This window comes from Shewanella sp. Koi 1, assembly GCF_052907445.1.
On sequence record NZ_JBREJM010000001.1, the window covers coordinates 3380407 to 3399155 of the forward strand.

22 protein-coding genes and 1 pseudogene are annotated in these 18749 nt (G+C 46.9%); 15 read left to right on the plus strand and 8 right to left on the minus strand.

Annotated features, from left to right (window positions below; all coding sequences use genetic code 11):
* Positions 1–161: 161 nt before the first annotated feature.
* The gene (gene ltaE, locus ACUZ8J_RS14880; RefSeq protein WP_126512750.1) at positions 162–1175 is read right to left on the minus strand and encodes a low-specificity L-threonine aldolase; all 1014 of its coding nucleotides are present in this window, start codon (positions 1173–1175) and stop codon (positions 162–164) included.
* Positions 1176–1476: 301 nt separating this feature from the next.
* On the opposite strand from ltaE, the gene ACUZ8J_RS14885 reads away from it, so the two are divergent.
* The 3 genes from ACUZ8J_RS14885 to tpx all read left to right on the plus strand — a co-directional run bounded on the left by ACUZ8J_RS14885 (position 1477) and on the right by tpx (position 3616).
* Entirely contained in the window at positions 1477–2052 is a 576-nt protein-coding gene (locus ACUZ8J_RS14885; RefSeq protein WP_446694946.1) for an OmpA family protein, read from the plus strand.
* A 31-nt stretch (positions 2053–2083) separates the two neighbouring features.
* Positions 2084–2911: a mechanosensitive ion channel family protein gene (locus ACUZ8J_RS14890; protein WP_133178774.1), complete on the plus strand. Its 828-nt coding sequence runs from the start codon at positions 2084–2086 to the stop codon at positions 2909–2911.
* A 111-nt stretch (positions 2912–3022) separates the two neighbouring features.
* Positions 3023–3616, plus strand: coding sequence for a thiol peroxidase (gene tpx, locus ACUZ8J_RS14895; protein ID WP_446694252.1), 594 nt, complete (start codon positions 3023–3025; stop codon positions 3614–3616).
* A 35-nt stretch (positions 3617–3651) separates the two neighbouring features.
* Here the strand turns inward: tpx and ACUZ8J_RS14900 are convergent, their stop codons facing one another.
* Positions 3652–4293 (minus strand): trimeric intracellular cation channel family protein, encoded by a 642-nt coding sequence (locus ACUZ8J_RS14900; protein WP_086904762.1) that lies wholly within the window; start codon positions 4291–4293, stop codon positions 3652–3654.
* Positions 4294–4646: 353 nt separating this feature from the next.
* Positions 4647–5206 (minus strand): annotated as a pseudogene (locus ACUZ8J_RS14905) (DUF4136 domain-containing protein).
* Positions 5207–5385: 179 nt separating this feature from the next.
* Here ACUZ8J_RS14905 and ACUZ8J_RS14910 point away from each other — a divergent pair.
* The 4 genes from ACUZ8J_RS14910 to ruvX all read left to right on the plus strand — a co-directional run bounded on the left by ACUZ8J_RS14910 (position 5386) and on the right by ruvX (position 7267).
* Entirely contained in the window at positions 5386–5700 is a 315-nt protein-coding gene (locus tag ACUZ8J_RS14910) for a hypothetical protein (protein WP_011716287.1), read from the plus strand.
* A 149-nt stretch (positions 5701–5849) separates the two neighbouring features.
* Positions 5850–6179, plus strand: coding sequence for a stress response translation initiation inhibitor YciH (gene yciH / locus ACUZ8J_RS14915; RefSeq protein WP_446694253.1), 330 nt, complete (start codon positions 5850–5852; stop codon positions 6177–6179).
* Positions 6180–6247: 68 nt separating this feature from the next.
* A complete protein-coding gene (locus ACUZ8J_RS14920) occupies positions 6248–6811 on the plus strand; it encodes a YqgE/AlgH family protein (protein ID WP_446694254.1) in 564 nt (187 codons plus the stop codon).
* 30 nt (positions 6812–6841) lie between these two features.
* Positions 6842–7267, plus strand: coding sequence for a Holliday junction resolvase RuvX (ruvX, locus tag ACUZ8J_RS14925; RefSeq protein WP_011621986.1), 426 nt, complete (start codon positions 6842–6844; stop codon positions 7265–7267).
* A 61-nt stretch (positions 7268–7328) separates the two neighbouring features.
* On the opposite strand, the gene hemH is transcribed toward ruvX, so the two are convergent.
* The 4 genes from hemH to ACUZ8J_RS14945 form a co-directional block, all read right to left on the minus strand.
* The gene (gene hemH / locus ACUZ8J_RS14930; protein WP_446694255.1) at positions 7329–8312 is read right to left on the minus strand and encodes a ferrochelatase; all 984 of its coding nucleotides are present in this window, start codon (positions 8310–8312) and stop codon (positions 7329–7331) included.
* A gap of 69 nt (positions 8313–8381) precedes the next feature.
* A complete protein-coding gene (locus ACUZ8J_RS14935) occupies positions 8382–8915 on the minus strand; it encodes a glutathione peroxidase (RefSeq protein WP_086904528.1) in 534 nt (177 codons plus the stop codon).
* A gap of 176 nt (positions 8916–9091) precedes the next feature.
* Positions 9092–10204 (minus strand): PilT/PilU family type 4a pilus ATPase, encoded by a 1113-nt coding sequence (locus ACUZ8J_RS14940; protein ID WP_011621983.1) that lies wholly within the window; start codon positions 10202–10204, stop codon positions 9092–9094.
* A gap of 9 nt (positions 10205–10213) precedes the next feature.
* Positions 10214–11251: a type IV pilus twitching motility protein PilT gene (locus ACUZ8J_RS14945; RefSeq protein WP_011621982.1), complete on the minus strand. Its 1038-nt coding sequence runs from the start codon at positions 11249–11251 to the stop codon at positions 10214–10216.
* A gap of 35 nt (positions 11252–11286) precedes the next feature.
* On the opposite strand from ACUZ8J_RS14945, the gene ACUZ8J_RS14950 reads away from it, so the two are divergent.
* The gene (locus tag ACUZ8J_RS14950; protein WP_446694256.1) at positions 11287–12003 is read left to right on the plus strand and encodes a YggS family pyridoxal phosphate-dependent enzyme; all 717 of its coding nucleotides are present in this window, start codon (positions 11287–11289) and stop codon (positions 12001–12003) included.
* On the opposite strand, the gene ACUZ8J_RS14955 is transcribed toward ACUZ8J_RS14950, so the two are convergent.
* Positions 12000–12131: a hypothetical protein gene (locus ACUZ8J_RS14955; protein ID WP_374915910.1), complete on the minus strand. Its 132-nt coding sequence runs from the start codon at positions 12129–12131 to the stop codon at positions 12000–12002. The two genes, ACUZ8J_RS14950 and ACUZ8J_RS14955, sit on opposite strands and share 4 nt — an antisense overlap.
* A 96-nt stretch (positions 12132–12227) precedes the next feature.
* Here ACUZ8J_RS14955 and proC point away from each other — a divergent pair, with 96 nt between their 5' ends.
* The 7 genes from proC to ACUZ8J_RS14990 all read left to right on the plus strand — a co-directional run bounded on the left by proC (position 12228) and on the right by ACUZ8J_RS14990 (position 18675).
* Complete coding sequence (gene proC, locus ACUZ8J_RS14960) at positions 12228–13046, plus strand: pyrroline-5-carboxylate reductase (RefSeq protein ID WP_446694257.1); 819 nt, start codon at positions 12228–12230, stop codon at positions 13044–13046.
* A 71-nt stretch (positions 13047–13117) separates the two neighbouring features.
* The gene (locus ACUZ8J_RS14965) at positions 13118–13666 is read left to right on the plus strand and encodes a YggT family protein (protein WP_374915908.1); all 549 of its coding nucleotides are present in this window, start codon (positions 13118–13120) and stop codon (positions 13664–13666) included.
* Complete coding sequence (gene yggU, locus ACUZ8J_RS14970) at positions 13666–13956, plus strand: DUF167 family protein YggU (protein ID WP_374901946.1); 291 nt, start codon at positions 13666–13668, stop codon at positions 13954–13956. Before ACUZ8J_RS14965 ends, yggU begins: the two co-directional genes overlap by 1 nt.
* A gap of 68 nt (positions 13957–14024) precedes the next feature.
* Positions 14025–14459 (plus strand): DUF4426 domain-containing protein, encoded by a 435-nt coding sequence (locus ACUZ8J_RS14975; RefSeq protein ID WP_011621977.1) that lies wholly within the window; start codon positions 14025–14027, stop codon positions 14457–14459.
* 160 nt (positions 14460–14619) lie between these two features.
* Positions 14620–15237: an RdgB/HAM1 family non-canonical purine NTP pyrophosphatase gene (gene rdgB, locus ACUZ8J_RS14980; protein ID WP_011625625.1), complete on the plus strand. Its 618-nt coding sequence runs from the start codon at positions 14620–14622 to the stop codon at positions 15235–15237.
* The gene (gene hemW, locus ACUZ8J_RS14985) at positions 15237–16394 is read left to right on the plus strand and encodes a radical SAM family heme chaperone HemW (RefSeq protein WP_446694258.1); all 1158 of its coding nucleotides are present in this window, start codon (positions 15237–15239) and stop codon (positions 16392–16394) included. The genes rdgB and hemW overlap by 1 nt, the downstream gene beginning before the upstream one ends.
* 433 nt (positions 16395–16827) lie before the next feature.
* A complete protein-coding gene (locus tag ACUZ8J_RS14990; protein WP_446694259.1) occupies positions 16828–18675 on the plus strand; it encodes a DUF885 domain-containing protein in 1848 nt (615 codons plus the stop codon).
* Positions 18676–18749 lie beyond the last annotated feature (74 nt).

Here is an 18749-nt window from a genome sequence, read left to right on the forward strand (position 1 = left end):
AGCATGACCTCAATGATGTGAACTTATTGTTTTTAGTATAGATAGGCTTAAAAAAATTCGCCTAGCATCTGGCTCACAATTCGACTTTTGATTTTAAAATCCACGATATAGCAAGCCAGAGGTATAAAAAAGCCCAAGCTTTCGCTTGGGCGTTACGTCGGTTATGCCTGCAAATGCAATTTAAACACTTGCAACACTTTATCAATGTCCTGACGCGAGACATCTTTATGGGTCACAAAGCGCAGAGTACGGCTAGGGCTGATGAGGACCCCCGCCTCACGGCAACGCTTAGCCAGGGCTTTCTCATCGACATGGGGCGCGAGGTTGGCAAACACCATATTGGTTTGTACGGCGGTCAAATCGATTTCAAACTCACTCAACTGACTCAATTGCTGGGCAAGATACGTAGCATTTTCATGATCTTCGCCAAGTCGCTCAACCTGCTCTGTGAGAGCTAATTTACCCGCTGCCGCTAAAATCCCCGCCTGGCGCATACCGCCGCCCAGCATTTTACGCCAGCGCGTGGCCTTTTTAATTAGGCGCTCATCACCTAGGAGCAGTGAGCCAACAGGCGCACACAATCCCTTGGATAAACAGATGGAGACTGAATCAAAATGCCCCGCAATATCGGCAATCCCAATCCCCTGCGCCACGGCGGCATTCGCAACCCGAGCGCCATCTAAGTGAATTTTTAAACCACGCTGAAATGCCAGCGCCTGCGCATTGGCGAGGTAAGTCTGAGGCAATACTTTACCGCCGATAGTGTTTTCTAGGCTCAGTAAGCGCGTGCGCGCAAAGTGAATATCATCGGGTTTAATCGCCGCTTCAATATCAGTCAGGGCGATAGTGCCGTCCAGTTGATTGGTCAGCGGTTGTGGCTGAATGCTGCCGAGTACCGCCGCGCCGCCGCCCTCGAATTTATAGTTATGGGCCTGCTGGCCACACAGGTATTCATCCCCACGCTCACAATGGGCCATCAGTGCAAGCAAATTGGCCTGAGTGCCAGATGCCGTAAACAGCGCACTCTCAAAGCCGAACATCTCGGCGGCCATGTCTTGCAAGCTGTTAACGGTCGGATCATCACCATAAACATCATCACCCACTTCAGCCCTAGACATAGCTAAGCGCATCGCCTCTGTTGGCTGGGTCACGGTATCACTGCGTAAATCTATCATCTTGTCCTCGACTTCTTCTGCCTATCCCCGACGCGGATATTCATCGCGTAAGTGCGACTCTAGCCTCAAAGGAAAAATTTGTATAGTTTGCCTTTATGTCTGCCGATAAAATCAACAAGGTGCCGATGTTATCTATGCTGATGCAATTGATTTGCATCAAATAACGGGCAAAACTTGGCGTTAGGCCGATAAAAAGATAGAATACCCGACTAAGATGCTCATGCTAATGCAATGCAAATCTCTTAGTGGTTTTAACTATCCAAGATAAAATACAAGGTGATTTGTGGTGAATATATCCGTAATGCAATGGATTAAATTAACGTGTTTAGCGCTGAGCTTAAGCCAGATGTTACCCGCGTATGCATGGCAAGATACAGATCAAGACGGTGTTCCCGATATTAAGGATGCCTGTCCTAACACACCAGCAAACACCACAGTGATGGCCAATGGCTGTGTTTACCAAGCCGAAGTAAAATCCAGCAGTATTCAATGTGATCTCAATGACCCCAGTACTTATTCAGCCGCTGATTGTCATAATATTGAGACCGCGATTGTGTATTTTGAGTTTGCAATCGCCGAAGTAGATTTATCGCAATGGAAAGCTTTAGCCTTAGTGAAAGCTTTTTTAGACGCGAATACTGAGACTCGATTAACTTTAGTGGGACATACGGATATTGTCGGTACACCAGAGTTTAATTATCAGTTATCACTACGACGGGCTCAAAATGTGAAACGTATTTTGGTTGAAGACTACGGCTTCAATCCAAATCGCTTTACCGTTGTCGGTAAAGGTATATCTGAACCGGTTGCGGATAATCATTCCAACGAAGGTCGCAGATTAAATCGACGAGTACAATTTATCGTCAATAATAACTAGTTTTGTTAGCGTATTTTTAGGGAGTAATTTAATGGAAAACCTCGAAGGTTTATTAAAGCAGGCGCCAGATTTGGTCATGACCTATGGCTTAAAAATCTTATTTGCCCTCATTATTTTCTTCGTCGGTAAATATTTTTCTGGCGTCGCACAAAAGTTAGTGCGCAAGTTGCTTAACAGCCGCAAGATTGACCCAACTGTGGTGTCTTTTGTGGCTAACTTAGCTTGGGCAGTGGTGTTTGTGTTCACCATTATCGCCACCTTAGGCCAAATTGGCGTACAAACAGCCTCTCTAGTCGCCGTTATCGGTGCCGCGGGTTTAGCTGTAGGCTTAGCACTGCAAGGTTCTCTGTCTAACTTTGCCTCAGGCGTATTAATGGTGCTATTCCGCCCATGCCGCGTAGGTGATTATATTGAAGCAGCAGGTATTGCCGGCACTGTTGATGAAATCACCATTTTCTCAACCAAATTACGCACCCCAGATAATAAAGTAATTGTGGCGCCAAACTCTTCAATCATGAATGGCACCATCACAAACTACTCAGCCTCTGAAAATCGTCGCATCGATTTAGTGATTGGCGTGTCTTATTCTGCTGATATCGCTCAAACCAAAAAAGTATTAACAGAGATTTTAGATAACAACCAATACGTACTGAAAGAGCCAGGTTACACAGTAGGTCTTTCTGAATTGGCGAATTCTTCAATCAACTTTGTGGTTCGTCCTTGGGTTAAAACCGCCGATTACTGGACAGCGCGTTTCCAAATTTTAGAACAAATCAAAAATGCACTCGATGCAGCGAACATTGAAATTCCATTCCCACAAATGGATATTCATGTGAAGCAATTGCCAGAGAGCAAATAATCAGCAAGCATATTAAAAGGCCGGTAATTACCGGCCTTTTTTATGGTGATAGTTTAGGTTTTGTCGTACCTTAAGCCTATGTGCACAACATACCTGAGTAAGGGAGAGAAAATGCAAAAGTATGTTTCGTTTCTAGCCGCTGGCTGTGTTTTTAGTTTAATGGTTCTCAGCTCCACCGCTATCGCCAATGATAAAACCCAAGTGATGATGGGCGACAAGACTGTCACTCTCGCAGGGAAATTACCCAAGCTTGAGCAAATGGCGCCACGATTTAAAGTTGTCGACGAACAATTTACCCCTATTAGTTTAAGTGACTTTAAAGGGAAAACCGTGCTGATCAGCGCCGTGCCCAGTTTAGATACTGGTGTTTGTGCGTTGCAAACAAAGCGCTTTAACAGTGAAGTCAGTCACTTCTCCGATGATGTCGTCATGCTGACCATCAGTACAGATTTACCCTTCGCGCAAAAACGTTTCTGTAAGGTGGAGAATGTCGACAAAATCAAAGTCCTCTCCGACTCAGTGTGGCGTGATTTTGGTGAGAAATATGGCTTATTGATTGAGGATTACGGCTTGCTCGCTCGAGCCATCTTTATTATCGATGCCGAAGGTCAGCTTAAATACCAGGAGCTGGTGCCCAATATTACCGAACACCCCAATTACGACGCCGCGCTTGAAGCGTTAAAAACCATTCAAGCACAGCAATAAGCATAAAAAATGGGGCATTTATTGCCCCATTTTTATTAGTGCGTATGTTGGTCGCCATTGGCTTGATAATCGAAGGTCGGCATAGACCAATGATAACGCAGTGCTAACATTCGTAAGCTAAAGCCCAGCGTTAAACAGATCACTAGGTTTATCCACTCTGCCAATTGATAGGCGTTGAGCGTGATATATAAGCCTGCGGTAAAGAGCGAAATCACCGCGTAGAGTTCTTTCTTAAAAATCAAAGGCACTTGGTTACAGAGAATATCGCGGATCACCCCACCAAAGACCCCTGTGACGAGTCCCATCACCACCGCAATCGTTGGACTAAAGCCTAACATTAGCGTTTTTTGGGCGCCAACAATCGAGAATACGGCTAACCCCAAGGCATCAATGGCCAAAAATAACTTAGACAGGTAACGCATCACAGGCGCAATGGCGACCGTTAATAAAGACGCAAATGCAATCGCCAGCAGGTAATGGACATTCTCGACCCAAATCAAAGGGTAATTTCCGAGCAGCATGTCTCTTAGGGTGCCACCACCAATCGCCGTCGCGCAGCCAATGATAACCACGCCGAATAAGTCCATCTGCTTACGGCCCGCCGCTAATGCCCCTGTCATGGCCTCGGCTAAAATCCCAATCAACCATAATAATCCGATAAATTGCGCTTCTTGCATTTAAACTACTTATTACCCATGCATAAAGAACGGATTTTGCCTGATAATCCACGGACTGGATAATGAGATTATTTAAATTTTGTCATTAGAATATTTAATCTATTGGTAGCATTTGTGCATTAGTCATTTCTACTTTTCAATATCACGCAACGCCACAACCCTTCAATAACAATGCATTAACCAAGAACGAGCTATTCCCCGTTTTCCATTAAGCTTATTTTTTGATAAGTTTTAATAAAGCATAATCAATTAAAATATAGAAATTTGCAGAAAACTCATCTTAACGTCAATCAAGCCTAAATTTTGGCCACAAAAAAGCGGCCAAAGGGCCGCTTTTTTAGACTAAAAGTAAATTATTTGTTTTCAGGCTTTGGCGGGAAATTCGCCATCACGCTGCCGACTGCTTCGTTGATCAGCTGTACTCTTTCCGAAGGAGTATTTTTATCACGGATAGTATCAGCTACTGAGCCACGCCAAATTAACTTAGCTGTTTTATTATCAACTAAATCAATGATCAGGGTGCCAACTTCGTATTCTCTGACTGTGGTCTGGGTTTGCATGTTACCGCCCCAGCCCCAACCTGGGCCATAGTAAGGGTTATAGCCAAAATTGGTATTGAAGGTATCGACATTAATCTTCTTATCAATTTTGGTCAGATAGTTCACTAATACATCGGCATCTTTCGCATCAACCAAGGTCATGCCCTTAGATGAAAGCTGAGAATTCACCGCATCTCGCACGCGCTGATCCATTAAACCATCGAGGTGATAACCCGAAGCATCGGTCTTTTTGCGACCCACGCATAGGTCTTGTACTGAGTAAAATTGGCGCTAGGGTCAAAATCCCAACCCGACTTCAGCGAACTACAGGCACTCAGTGCCAGTACGGCTAAACCTACAATTATATTTTTCATGATGATTTCCTTGGTCGTTCTTATCGAACACAAATAAGCCGAAAATAAATTTAGCTTACAGAGCAATGGACGGTTCTACAACTCAATATGATGAAAAAGCAGAGTGTTATTCAGCTTGACTTCAGTAATCGCTTTAAATGATAATGATTATCACTTAAAGCGATTAAGGGATAAATAACATGTACTGGTTCATTAGCGCATTGATTGTGGCATCGGCGATTTTCTGGTTCGCACCGCAAAAAGTCTCAGCCGATACCCATAACAGTAAGCTCACACCTCATCTCCCCATGATGCTGCTGTTTTTACCTTTAGTCGTATTGAGTTGGCTCGTCTTTGAGACTGTGTCAAACGGGGTGAATTACACTACGGTTGCCGCCTTTGGGTTTGTTGCCACAGCTTGCTTAATCGCCCTGCCTAAATTGCATCGTTTTATCATGCCCTGCGCCCTACTTACGGCATTGGCATTAATCGCTATGGTATTGCAGCATCTCTAAGTCTGCTTTTTAAACATGCTACTTCCCTGCAAAGAGCTAGCATTGACCTTCGGCCACTTTCAGTCTCTGTCAGTGGCCTTTTTTTACCTCCCCGAAAGACGTTGAGTTTGGTAAACTTAAGCGGCATATATTCAGATAAAAGATGACTTATGAGAGTAGATCCCAACGTTTCCTTAGTGTACAGCACAGATAAGGGCCGGATTACTGCCGAGCCAGAAGCCAAAGCTATCCCTTCATCCGATGGGATTGTACGTATCCACAGAGACAGCAAGGGCCGCAAAGGTAAAGGTGTCTCGGTCATTTCAGGCCTAGGGCTTGATGAAGCGGGCTTAAAAGCACTGGCACAAACCCTTAAAAAACAATGTGGTTGTGGTGGCACAGTCAAAGATTTCACTATCGAAGTGCAAACCGACAATCGTGAGCAACTAAAACTACTGCTCGAAAAACAAAACTACAAAGTCAAATTAGCCGGCGGTTGATACGCCACCAGCCTAAGCCGCTGGATTTAATCTATTGGTCAACGCCTGTGGGCTGAACGGAGCATTTAATGGAGAGTTTGCAGAACCATTTTTTAATCGCCATGCCGTCGCTCGATGACACTTTTTTTGAGCGCACCGTCATCTATCTATGTGAGCACGATGAAAAAGGCGCCATGGGGCTAGTGATTAATAAACCGCTGGGCATTGAAGTAAACTCATTGCTCGAGCAGATGGATTTACCGGCTGAGCAAGTGTCGACCGATCTGGCACTGGGCGCGCAGGTGTTAATGGGTGGCCCCGTTTCCCAGGATAGAGGCTTTGTCCTGCATACATCCCAGCCCTATTGGGCCAACAGTACAGAATTAAGCTCTGGCCTCATGCTCACCACCTCAAGGGATGTATTAACGGCGATTGGCAGCGAACGCTCACCAGAAAAATTTATTGTGGCATTAGGTTATGCAGGTTGGAGCAAAAACCAGCTGGAGCAAGAACTGGCCGATAACTCATGGCTGACTATCCCTGCCGATCAGACCTTGCTATTCGATATCAAACACGAGGATCGATGGCAACAAGCGAGCCGCGCGCTCGGATTTGATGCTTGGCAATTGTCATCACAGGCGGGCCACGCCTAGCCGATTTTATTGTGACGAGTGAATATACAGATGAACGCAAAAACCGTTTTAGGTTTTGATTTTGGAACAAAAAGTATTGGTGTCGCCATAGGGCAACAAATCACCGCCAGCGCCACACCACTGCTATCCCTAAAAGCCGTCGACGGTATTCCCAATTGGGATGAAATCGGCAAACTCATTAAAGAGTGGCAACCCGATTTAGTCGTCGTAGGTTTACCGCTCAATATGGATGGCACAGAGCAGGAAATGACCCACAGGGCGAGAAAGTTTGCCAACCGACTGAACGCTAAGTTTGGGGTCAAAATTGTCACTCAGGATGAAAGACTGACCACCACAGATGCAAAAGCTCGGCTATTTGAACTCGGCGGCTTTAAAGCCCTCACCAAAGGTCAAGTCGATGCAGTGTCTGCCGTATTGATTGTCGAAAGCTATTTTGAAAATCATTTCGGTGAATGATAAGTCGTAAAAACAAAAGGATAGCCTGAGCTATCCTTTTATATTTCTGCGCTTATAAAGCTTACAGGTAAGGTTTAACCAAGTTCGCCATCATGCTGATATGGTCATCATTATCATTCAGCGCAGGAATGTAACGGAACTTCTCCCCGCCGGCATTAGCAAAGATATGACCATTTTCACCCACGATCTCTTCTAAGGTCTCTAAGCAATCTGCGCTAAACGCTGGGCACACAATCGCCACGTCACGTACACCTTGGCTTGGCAACGCCTGCATGGTTGCATCCGTATAAGGTTGTAACCATTTAGCCTTACCAAAGCGAGATTGGAAAGTCATCACAAACTCATTCGCTGTAAGCCCTAATTGCTCGGCCACCAGACGGGTGGTCTTCATGCAAAAGCAATAATAAGGATCGCCTAAGTGCAGATTACGCTCCGGCATACCATGGTAAGAAAGCACTAACTTTTGCGGCTTGCCGTGTTGCTCAAAGTCGGTGCGAATCGAATTCACCAATGCGGTAATAAAGTCAGGGTTATCATGATACGTGTGAATAAAATGCAGCGATGGTAGATAGCGCCACTGGGTTAATTCCCTTGCAATAGCATCGAAGGCCGAACCGGTTGTCGGTGCCGCATATTGTGGATAGAGCGGCAGTACAACGAGCTTATCTATCCCCTGTTGATGCATCGTTTGTAAGGTGCTCGCCACAGAAGGATTGCCATAACGCATGGCTAAATGTACAGATGCTTGATGCCCATCGGCCGTTAATTTTTCTGATAATTTAGCGGTTTGGCGCAAGCTGATATCCATCAGCGGTGAGCCCGCGTCAGTCCAGACCTTCTGATAGAGCGCCGCAGACTTGGCTGGGCGTACGCGCAGCACTATGCCATGTAAAATCAGCATCCACAGGAGTTTTGGAATTTCGACCACCCGAGGGTCGGATAAAAACTCCGCAAGGTAACGCCTCACCGCCGATGCCGTTGGCGCATCGGGTGTGCCAAGGTTGAGTAACAACACACCCACTTTGCCACGCTTTGCGTGACCCATCTCTTTTGATAATCCTGAAAACCTAGCCAAAGTAGCCTCTTAACATGAGTAAAATGAATAAATTGGGCATTAAAGCACTGATTCTATTGCCTGCTTAAGCTCAGCACTATCGGGTTTCACCTTAGAATTAAACTGCTGCACAGTATTGCCATCGCCACTGACGACATACTTGTAGAAATTCCACTTAGGCGAGCCAGCTTTATCCCCTAAGTATTTGAATACACTGTTAGCATCGCTGCCTCGCACAGGCGATGTCGCGAGCATAGTGAAGGTGACACCATAGTTGATGTAGCACACCTTAGCCGTGTCTTTTTCATCATTTTCCTCTTGGAAAAAGTCATCGGAAGGGAAACCAATCACCACTAAGCCTTTGTCTTTGTATTCTTTATGAAGCGCTTCGAGGGCCTTAAATTGTGGAGTGTAGCCACAGTTACTCGCGGTGTTAACCAGTAACACTGGCTTGCCCTGAGTCAATTCACACAGATTAATCTTTTCATCCGAGTGCAATTTACGCACTTCAACATCAAGATAACTCGGGCAAGTTGCCGCAAATGCGCTAGTGCTTAACAGGCTGGCAAAGATAACTAAGGGGAGTTTCATCATAATGTCCTTCTCATTGGGCGCGCCAAGATTGGCAAACTCGTTATTCTCTATTACGTCACTCACTAATATAGAGATCATATTGAATAAAAAAATAAAAGCTACAGCGAGTTATCGATTGGCTTAAGCGATAAAAAAAGCAGCTCAAGGGAGCTGCTTTAACATCACCGCAGATAGGATTAATCCATATCCAAGGTCACGCCTTCCATAAAGCTTGAACTGGTAGGCTCTTTATTTTGCAGTTTGATCATTAAACGTAAGTCGTTTGGCGAGTCAGCATGGTGAAGCGCATCGGCATAGCTGATTTCCCCATCGATATAGAGTTGCAGCAAGGCTTGGTCAAAGGTCTGCATACCCTGTTCATTCGATTTGGCCATGGTTTCTTTGAGCAAATGCAGCTCGTTTTTAGCAATCAAGCTCGCGACACGTGGCGTATTGATTAAGACTTCAATCGCCGCCCGTCGTCCTGTACCATCGACTTTGGGCACCAGTTGCTGCGCCACAATGCCGCGCAGGTTGAGTGACAAGTCGAATAACAACTGCTGGTGTTTACTCTCAGGCACTAAGTGCATGATCCGGTCTAACGCTTGGTTAGCGTTGTTCGCGTGCAGTGTCGCCATACAGAGGTGACCCGTTTCGGCGAAAGAAAGCGCAAACTCCATGGTTTCTTGAGTACGGATCTCACCAATCAAAATCACATCGGGCGCCTGACGCAGCGAACTCTTCAGCGCCGCATCAAAGGATTCGGTATCTATACCCACTTCACGTTGAGTGATGATGCTTTTGCGATGGTCGTGCACAAATTCCACAGGGTCTTCGATGGTGAGGATATGACCACGGGCATGGGCATTACGATAACCCACTAACGCCGCCAAGGAGGTCGACTTACCGGTTCCCGTTCCCCCAACCATGATGATAAGACCCCGTTTACTCATCACCAGATCTTTTAAAATCGGTGGCAGTTTTAAGTCTTCTACCTCAGGGATCTTGGTCTCAATCCGGCGCATTACGCATCCAGGAGATTCACGCTGCCAGAATGCGCTGACGCGGAAACGACCTAAATCCTTAACCGCAAAAGCAAAGTTACACTCGCGAGTCGTGTGAAACTCCTTCTTTTGCGCCTCAGTCATCACGGACTCGACAAAATCCAAAGATTGCGCGGGCGTGAAGGCACTCTCGGCTAACGGACGTAACTCACCATCGATTTTGGCGCTAGGCGGAAAACCAGCGGTAATAAACAAGTCCGAGGCTTTACGCTCCACCATGACTTTTAAAAACGGACGGACATCCATCATAAATCCTTAAAACGTCGCTTGTTTGTTTGAGCTCTTCGCCATGGCATCCTCACGGGTGATGAGGCCACGGTTCACTAAGTTTTGCAGACACTGTTCGAGCGTTTGCATGCCATGGGCCATCCCCGTTTGAATGGCTGAGTACATCTGCGCCACTTTATCTTCACGGATAAGGTTACGGATAGCGGGCGTTCCCATCATGATTTCGTGGGCAGCCACACGGCCGCCACCGATTTTCTTAATCAGGGTTTGCGAAATAACCGCCTGTAATGATTCAGATAACATGGTACGCACCATGTCCTTTTCACCGGCAGGGAAAACGTCAACCACACGGTCGATGGTCTTAGCCGCCGAGGTGGTGTGCAAGGTACCAAAGACTAAGTGACCCGTTTCGGCCGCCGTCATCGCCAGACGAATGGTTTCAAGATCGCGCATCTCACCGACGAGGATTACGTCAGGGTCTTCACGCAGTGCGCTACGCAGCGCCGCGTTAAAGCTGTGGGTATGACGATGCACTTCCCGTTGGTTAATCAAACATTGCTTATTCTGGTGAACGAATTCGATAGGATCTTCAATGGTTAAGATATGGTCGTGGCGGTTCTCATTGATGTAATCCACCATGGCCGCAAGTGTGGTACTCTTACCCGAACCGGTAGGTCCAGTAACAAGCACTAAGCCGCGGGGAAAGCTGGAAATTTTCTTAAAAATCTCTGGCGCCCCTAACTGTTCGAGCGACAAAATTTCGCTGGGAATGGTACGAAACACCGCCGCAGCGCCGCGGGATTGGTTAAAGGCGTTCACACGGAAACGCGCTAAATTAGGGACTTCGAACGAAAAGTCGATTTCTAAATGCTCTTCAAAGTCCTTACGCTGTTTATCATTCATAATGTCGTACACAAGGCTGTGTACACCCTGATGATCGAGCGCGGGCAGGTTAATTTTTCTCACTTCACCGTCGACACGGATCATGGGAGATATCCCTGCAGAGAGGTGTAGATCCGAGGCTTTGTGTTTTACACTAAAGGCTAATAACTCAGTGATTTCCATAGTTTGGGATATCCTTGCAACCAGATAATTACATCATGACAACAATAGCAGACAGACTCGCAGTCGCCCAGAGCAGGATCGCGCAAGCGGCGCAAAAATGCGCACGCCTACCTCACAGTATTCGCTTACTTGCCGTCAGTAAGACTAAACCCATCGAAGATATTATAGCAGCCTATGACGCGGGCCAGCGTTGCTTTGGCGAGAACTATGTTCAAGAAGGTGTGACAAAAATTGAGTCGCTAAAGGGCACACACCCTGATATTGAATGGCATTTTATTGGACCACTGCAATCCAATAAAACCGCCTTAGTCGCCCAGCACTTCGACTGGATGCACACCCTCTCGCGGGAGAAAATTGCCCAACGGCTCAATGAGCAGCGCCCAGCACACCTTGCGCCGCTCAATGTGTGTATTCAAATCAATATCAGTGATGAAGACACTAAATCCGGCATCGATGCCGAGCAAATGTTGCCTCTGGCCGATAGCATCAGCCAATTAGCTCATTTACAACTGCGGGGCTTAATGGCGATTCCCAGCGCCACCAATGACGCTGCGCAGCAAAGCCTCGAACTCAGCGAGCTTAAGCAGTTATTCGATACGCTAAAGCAGCATTATCCCGCTGTCGATACGCTTTCTATGGGTATGAGTAATGATTTAGACGTGGCTATTGAGTGCGGCTCAACCATGGTGCGTATCGGCAGCGCAATCTTTGGTGAACGGGATTATGGCGCAAAAGAAACGACCCGCAATTAGTCGTTACGGGTTAATCCATCTGTACGATTGATGCTAAGGGAAATCACAGAGATAGCCAAAGGCGAGTCAGCAATATCGGCTTTAGCCTTGTTTTTAGCGGTTAAAGCCCAAATACTGTTAGAGAACATTAAATAGAAATTTTTATCCGGCCTAATAACGCTAATTCAATGATATTAATGCTGAATGTTATCCACTCAGCCTAGGCCAGACATTATGGGGTACACATGAGTCAACAAAAAATCTGCTTTATCGGTGCGGGCAATATGACCCGCAGTATTATCAGCGGCTTAATTCGTAGCGGCTATCCTGCTGCGCTAGTGCAAGCCACCAACCCTAGCCAAGGTAAACTCGATGCCCTCGCCGCCGACTTTGGTGTGCGCGTATCCCAAGACAATGTTAGCGCCGCCCAAGATGCCGATGTCATCGTATTATCCGTTAAGCCACAGTTGATGGAACAAGTCTGCCAAGCACTGCAAGGCATTGATATGTCTAACAAGCTGGTCATTACCATTGCAGCGGGGATTAAAGCAGAGCGCTACAGCCAGTATTTAGCACAGCCCATCACCCTAGTTCGCACTATGCCAAACACGCCAATGCAAATCGGTGTCGGTATGACGGGACTCTACGCCCCGCAGCACCTCTCTGATGTCCAACAAGCCATTACCGAACGTTTGATGTCTAGCGGTGGTGAAATTGTGTGGGTGAATGAGGAATCTGAGATTAATCAAGTCATTGCCCTTGCGGGTAGTTCTCCGGCCTATTTCTTCCTGCTGATGGAATCTATGATTGATGCCGGCAAGCAAATGGGCATGGATGAAGCCAAAGCCAGAAGCTTAGTGCAGCAAGCGGCCCTCGGTGCTGCTATGATGGCAAAGCAAAATCCCGAGCTTACGCTGGGTAATTTACGGGAGAATGTCACCTCGAAGGGCGGCACAACGGCGCAAGCCATCGCCACATTCGAAGCGGCGGATCTTCGTGGTGTGGTCAAAAATGCGATGGAAAACTGCATCAAACGTGCAGAGGAAATGGCTAACACTTTTTGATCTAGCTATTGCTGGGTGACTCACTTTTAACGCGGGCGTTTTTAATCGGACTCATATAGGCAGAAATCTCGATGAATGCATTAACCTTTTTAATCAGCACACTCTTCGATTTGTATTTGATGGTGGTGATATTACGGATCTGGCTCCCCTTGGCCCGTGCCGATTTTTATAATCCCTTCAGTCAGTTTGTGGTCAAAGCCACTCACCCGTTGATCGCGCCTATGCGTCGATTAATTCCTTCAATGGGAAGATTCGATACTTCTTCATTTGTACTCGCCCTATTAGTCGTGATGGCCAAAGTACTGCTGTTAAGCCTTATCGCCGGTGGTGGCATTGATATAGTGCTGTTCTTTGTGTTTGCGCTTGTCACTGTAATCAAACAGGCGGGCGTTTTGCTCTTCTGGATGCTGATCATCCGCGCCATCTTAAGCTGGTTCAATCAAGGCTATAACCCCATTGTGATGATTATGGGTCAGCTAACTGAGCCCATTTTGGCCCCAGTGCGCCGCATCATTCCGCCCATTGGAGGTTTAGATTTGTCGGTGATGTTAGTGATTATCGGCATGAACTTTATCAACATGCTATTGGCGCAATACGTACCATTTTGGGCCGTGATTTAATGAGCGCAGTCATTATGCAGCAAGGTGACTTGCTGCTTAATTTGTATATTCAACCTAAAGCGAGTCGCGATCAGATAGTCGGGCTACACGGTGATGAGTTAAAAGTCGCCATTACCGCCCCGCCTATCGATGGCAAGGCCAATGCCCATTTAAGCAAGTATTTAGCCAAGACCTTTAAAGTCCCTAAAAGTGATGTTCACATCCTTAAGGGCGAATTAGGACGTCATAAGCAGGTACGGATTAGCGCGCCCAAAAACGTTCCGGCAGAAATCGCGACATTGCTCGAATAAACGCACCGTTGGAAGTCTCCTTCCCGCGACCTATACTCAAGTAATCCCTCATATGAAGGTACAACATCATGTTACGTAATCTCCTTATTATGCTCGCCTTGACCGCAAGCCTGTGTGGCGTCGCTAATGCCGAGCAAAAAGAAACCGTCGGTAATTTCGACATTCATTACATGGCGCTGGGCAGCACCTTTTTAACCCCGAGCATTGCGAAATCCTATGGCATCGAACGCAGTAGCTACAGAGGCATCATTAACATTGCCGTATTAGATATGAGTGAAGAAGGCTCGCCCGCAGTGCCCGTTGAAATCACTGGCGTGGCCAATAACCTACTCGATGCGCGTATCGATTTGAAATTTAGAGAGATCCGTGAAGGTAAGGCGATTTATTACATCGCCGAAGTCCCTTACCGCGACGATCAAGAGATCAATTTCAACATCGCCATCAAACACGGCAACCAACTCAACACCAACCTGCAGTTTAAGCAAAAGTTCTACGTCGAATAATCTCAACCTCATAAGGCAGGACGATACCAAGTATCGTCCTGCCTTTTTCTGTCCTTTACCGCTCAGCTTGGGTATCATTGCCGCATACAGTCCAATGACATCGCTCAATGTTCACACTCAGTGACACACAGACAAGAGCACCCAATCCAATAGGTATTCCATGCAACAAATCGTCCTCGCCAGTGGCAATAAAGGTAAACTTGCCGAATTCGATCAAATGCTCGCCGCCTACGGCGTAAAAGTGCTGCCACAAAGCCAATTTAACGTTAGCGAAGTGGCCGAAACGGGCACCACCTTTGTCGAAAACGCCATTATCAAAGCCAGACATGCGGCGCAAATTACTGGACTTGCCGCCATTGCCGATGACTCGGGATTAGAAGTCGATTTACTCCAAGGCGCACCGGGCATCTACTCTGCGCGCTATGCGGGGGAAAATGCCAAGGATCAAGACAATGTGTTAAAACTCTTAGACACATTAAAGGATAATCCTGCGCCGCGTACGGCCAGATTCCAATGTGTTTTAGTCTATATGCGCCATGCCAAGGACCCAACGCCCATCATTTGCCAAGCCTCGTGGGAAGGCCAAATCGATTTCGTGCAACGGGGTGACAACGGCCATGGTTACGATCCGATTTTTATTCCAGAACACCATGATTGCAGCGCAGCCCAAATGAGCAGTGACGAGAAAAATGCCTTGAGTCACCGTGGTAAAGCTTTAGTGCAACTGATTGCTGCCATGCAAGAAAAAGGCGTATTTACCGACGGGAACGCCCAATAATGTCAGTAAATGTGTCACCTCAGTTAACCCTGCCGCCGTTGAGCTTGTACATCCATATCCCTTGGTGTGTGCAAAAATGCCCTTACTGCGACTTTAACTCCCATGGGCAAAATGGTGAATTACCCCAAAAGGCCTATGTGGATGCGCTGCTAGCAGACTTACGCCAAGACTTGCACTTAGTCCAAGGCCGTAAGCTGCACACCATTTTTATTGGTGGTGGAACGCCGTCTCTGTTTGATGCCAATCAAATCAAACGGATATTAGATGGCGCCAATGCGCTGGTCCCCTTTAGTGACGATATTGAAATCACCATGGAGGCCAATCCTGGCACCCTAGAGCACGATGACTTTAGTGCCTACCGCGCCGCAGGGGTCACCCGGTTATCCATTGGAGTACAGAGTTTCTCTAAGGATAAGCTCAATCTGCTGGGGCGGATCCACGATCAAAACGAAGCCCAAACCGCCGCCCAAAAAGCCAGCCAAGCGGGTTATTTAAGTTTTAACTTGGATTTGATGCACGGACTTCCGAATCAAAGTTTTGCTGAGGCCATGGCGGATATAGATACCGCTGCGGCGCTCAATCCGCCGCATTTGTCTTGGTATCAACTGACGATTGAGCCTAACACCCTGTTTCATTCAAAACCACCGCAACTACCCGACGATGAAGATCTCTGGCAGATCTACGAACAAGGGCAACAAAAGTTAGCGGCACTCGGTTATGAGCAGTATGAAATCTCGGCCTATGCCAAACCCGGCTATCAATGCAGGCATAACCTTAACTATTGGCAGTTTGGCGATTATTTAGGCATAGGCTGCGGTGCCCATGGCAAAGTGACCTTGCCCGAAGAGAACCGCATTATTCGCACGGTTAAAATCAAACACCCTAAGGGTTATTTAGCTGCCGACAACTATCACTTCGAGCGGACTGAGGTCGCCGAAGAAGATCGCGCCCTCGAATACTTGATGAATCGTCTGCGCTTAATGACGCCTATCCCTAAGCAAGAGTTTGAAGACAGAACTGGTTTACACCGAGATACCTTGAAAGAGGGAATGGAAAAGGCCAAACAACGGGGTTTACTCACCGAATCGGCTGGACATTGGCAATTAACCAGTAAAGGTCACATGTTTGTGAACGATTTACTGACGCAATTTTGTTAATTCACTAGGGCGTGTTGACGTTTCGAGATTAGATTTTGTTCGTTCTGGCAAGCACGTGCTCGCGAAACGAGGAATGATGTGTAGTTATTCTACTCAAATGACGAGCTGCTCTTATGACAGAAAGTAAGAGAACGAGCTTGCTAGACGAACCCTTCGGGCAGCGTTTGGCTGGCGTTTCTGCAGCGTTATCGTCCGTTTATGTAGAATAACTACACTGCACGGACTTTGCCTTGCATAAAAGCCAGCCAAACTGCTGCAAAAATACCCCTGAAACGTCAACACGCCCTAATTAAATTCCCCATATAAATAATGTGTTAGCCTAGGTTTCTCGATGAAGCATCTTTTATGGCTAACACATTTTCTAACATTTATATTCATACATTTTTCCCCTGCTTCTTTAGAATTGCCTGAACATTGTTAAGGAAGCCTGATCATGCCAATAAAAACGAACATCAGCTTAGTCGCATTTACTCTCTCCACCCTGCTTGCACTGCCTTCTCATGCGGTGCCCACCTTAAGTGACTCACATCATGTGGCCAGTGCAAGTGTTGCCGCCCAAAGCGAGTCAGAAAAAGCCAATGCCTTGTTTGAAACCATCTTCATGGAAAACATCATGGCAAGCCCCATTGCGCAAACCTATATGGGCATTAAGCAGGACTATGATAAGTGGGATGACATTGGCGATGAAGCGGATGCCCGTGAGTTGGCACGAACCAAGAAACAGCTAGCCGAAGTGAATCAACTGGATGCGAGTAAGCTTGATCCACAAACTCGCCTAAGCCTGACGTTACTCATTCAAAACCTGAATAACGATATCAAAGACTATCAGTGGCGCTACCATAACTACCCAGTGAATCAGATGCATGGTGGCCACTCAATGATAGCCTCCTTCCTGATTAATCAACACCAGATCACCGATGTCAGCGATGCTAAGGCCTATATCAGCCGCTTAAATGGCGTGCCCAAACGCTTAAACCAACTGCAACAGGCGCTCGAGATCCGCGCAGATAAAGGCATTATTGCCCCTAAATTTGTGTTCGGTTACGTGATTTCTGACAGCCAAAACATCATTAAAGGCGCCCCCTTCGATAAAGGCGAAGACAGTGCGTTGTTGGCGGATTTTCGCAAAAAAGTGAATGCGCTCAGCATCTCCGAAGCAGAAAAAGCCCAACTGATTACCGATGCTGAAAAAGCACTAGTCTCGCAAGTTGAGCCCGCATACAAGACGCTTATCGCCTATATCAAAACCTTAGAAGCCAAAGCCGATACCCGCGATGGGGTTTGGAAACTCCCCGACGGCGAGGCGTTTTATAACAATGCCCTGGCACGCACGACCACTACCCACATGACGGCGGATGAAATCCATCAACTTGGTCTTGCCGAAGTGGAACGCATCCATAATGAAATGCGCGCCATTATGAAAAAGGTGAATTTTAACGGCACCTTGCAAGAGTTCTTCACCTTTATGCGCGATGATCCGCAGTTTTATTATCCAAATACCGCCGAAGGCAAGGCGGCATATTTAGCCGATGCAACCAAGCTTATCGATAATATGCGCTCACGCTTGGATGAAGTCTTTAAGGTTAAGCCTAAAGCAGCCATGATAGTCAAACAGGTTGAAGCCTTTAGGGAAAAATCCGCGGGTAAAGCCTTCTATGAACAACCGGCTCCCGATGGCTCTCGCCCTGGTAGCTACTATGCCAACCTCTACGATATGAAAGCCATGCCTAAATACCAGATGGAAGCACTGGCTTACCACGAAGGGATCCCTGGCCATCATATGCAAATCGCTATCTCACAGGAGCTAAAGGATATTCCTAAGTTCCGTAAATTCGGTGGCTATACTGCCTATATCGAAGGTTGGGGGCTCTACAGCGAGTCTTTCCCGAAGGAGATGGGCTTATATGCCGACCCTTACTCCGATTTTGGTCGACTGGCGATGGAGTTATGGCGAGCTTGTCGTTTAGTGGTCGATACTGGGATCCACGCCAAGAAATGGACCCGCGAACAAGGGATAGCTTATTACGTCGACAATACCCCTAACGCAAAATCCGATGCGAAGAAAATGGTAGAGCGTCATATCGTTATGCCATCTCAAGCCACAGCCTATAAAGTTGGGATGATTAAGTTACTCGAACTGAGACACAAGGCGGAAAAACAGCTGGGTGATAAGTTTGATATCCGGGATTTCCATACTTTAGTCTTGGCTAACGGGGCACTGCCTTTGGATGTGCTAGAAGAGCAAGTCGATCAATGGATTGCCAACGTTAATAAAGCCTAAGCATAAAACCTTGGGAGGCTAACGCTAGCCTCCCTTGAACGCCGTTGCGAATAACATCGTTAAATCGCAGCCAA

Bases quoted from the DNA above. Each gene is read 5' to 3' on its own strand.
- ACUZ8J_RS14955 (WP_374915910.1), bottom strand. From the start codon at position 12,131: ATGTTCTCTAACAGTATTTGGGCTTTAACCGCTAAAAACAAGGCTAAA.
- ACUZ8J_RS14900 (WP_086904762.1), bottom strand. From the start codon at position 4,293: ATGCAAGAAGCGCAATTTATCGGATTATTATGGTTGATTGGGATTTTA.
- ACUZ8J_RS14890 (WP_133178774.1), top strand. From the start codon at position 2,084: ATGGAAAACCTCGAAGGTTTATTAAAGCAGGCGCCAGATTTGGTCATG.
- ACUZ8J_RS14945 (WP_011621982.1), bottom strand. From the start codon at position 11,251: ATGGAAATCACTGAGTTATTAGCCTTTAGTGTAAAACACAAAGCCTCG.
- ACUZ8J_RS14965 (WP_374915908.1), top strand. From the start codon at position 13,118: ATGAATGCATTAACCTTTTTAATCAGCACACTCTTCGATTTGTATTTG.
- rdgB (WP_011625625.1), top strand. From the start codon at position 14,620: ATGCAACAAATCGTCCTCGCCAGTGGCAATAAAGGTAAACTTGCCGAA.
- tpx (WP_446694252.1), top strand. From the start codon at position 3,023: ATGCAAAAGTATGTTTCGTTTCTAGCCGCTGGCTGTGTTTTTAGTTTA.
- ACUZ8J_RS14950 (WP_446694256.1), top strand. From the start codon at position 11,287: ATGACAACAATAGCAGACAGACTCGCAGTCGCCCAGAGCAGGATCGCG.
- ACUZ8J_RS14920 (WP_446694254.1), top strand. From the start codon at position 6,248: ATGGAGAGTTTGCAGAACCATTTTTTAATCGCCATGCCGTCGCTCGAT.
- ruvX (WP_011621986.1), top strand. From the start codon at position 6,842: ATGAACGCAAAAACCGTTTTAGGTTTTGATTTTGGAACAAAAAGTATT.
- yggU (WP_374901946.1), top strand. From the start codon at position 13,666: ATGAGCGCAGTCATTATGCAGCAAGGTGACTTGCTGCTTAATTTGTAT.
- ACUZ8J_RS14885 (WP_446694946.1), top strand. From the start codon at position 1,477: ATGCAATGGATTAAATTAACGTGTTTAGCGCTGAGCTTAAGCCAGATG.
- hemW (WP_446694258.1), top strand. From the start codon at position 15,237: ATGTCAGTAAATGTGTCACCTCAGTTAACCCTGCCGCCGTTGAGCTTG.
- hemH (WP_446694255.1), bottom strand. From the start codon at position 8,312: ATGGGTCACGCAAAGCGTGGCAAAGTGGGTGTGTTGTTACTCAACCTT.
- ltaE (WP_126512750.1), bottom strand. From the start codon at position 1,175: ATGATAGATTTACGCAGTGATACCGTGACCCAGCCAACAGAGGCGATG.
- yciH (WP_446694253.1), top strand. From the start codon at position 5,850: ATGAGAGTAGATCCCAACGTTTCCTTAGTGTACAGCACAGATAAGGGC.
- ACUZ8J_RS14910 (WP_011716287.1), top strand. From the start codon at position 5,386: ATGTACTGGTTCATTAGCGCATTGATTGTGGCATCGGCGATTTTCTGG.
- ACUZ8J_RS14990 (WP_446694259.1), top strand. From the start codon at position 16,828: ATGCCAATAAAAACGAACATCAGCTTAGTCGCATTTACTCTCTCCACC.
- ACUZ8J_RS14975 (WP_011621977.1), top strand. From the start codon at position 14,025: ATGTTACGTAATCTCCTTATTATGCTCGCCTTGACCGCAAGCCTGTGT.
- proC (WP_446694257.1), top strand. From the start codon at position 12,228: ATGAGTCAACAAAAAATCTGCTTTATCGGTGCGGGCAATATGACCCGC.
- ACUZ8J_RS14940 (WP_011621983.1), bottom strand. From the start codon at position 10,204: ATGGATGTCCGTCCGTTTTTAAAAGTCATGGTGGAGCGTAAAGCCTCG.
- ACUZ8J_RS14935 (WP_086904528.1), bottom strand. From the start codon at position 8,915: ATGATGAAACTCCCCTTAGTTATCTTTGCCAGCCTGTTAAGCACTAGC.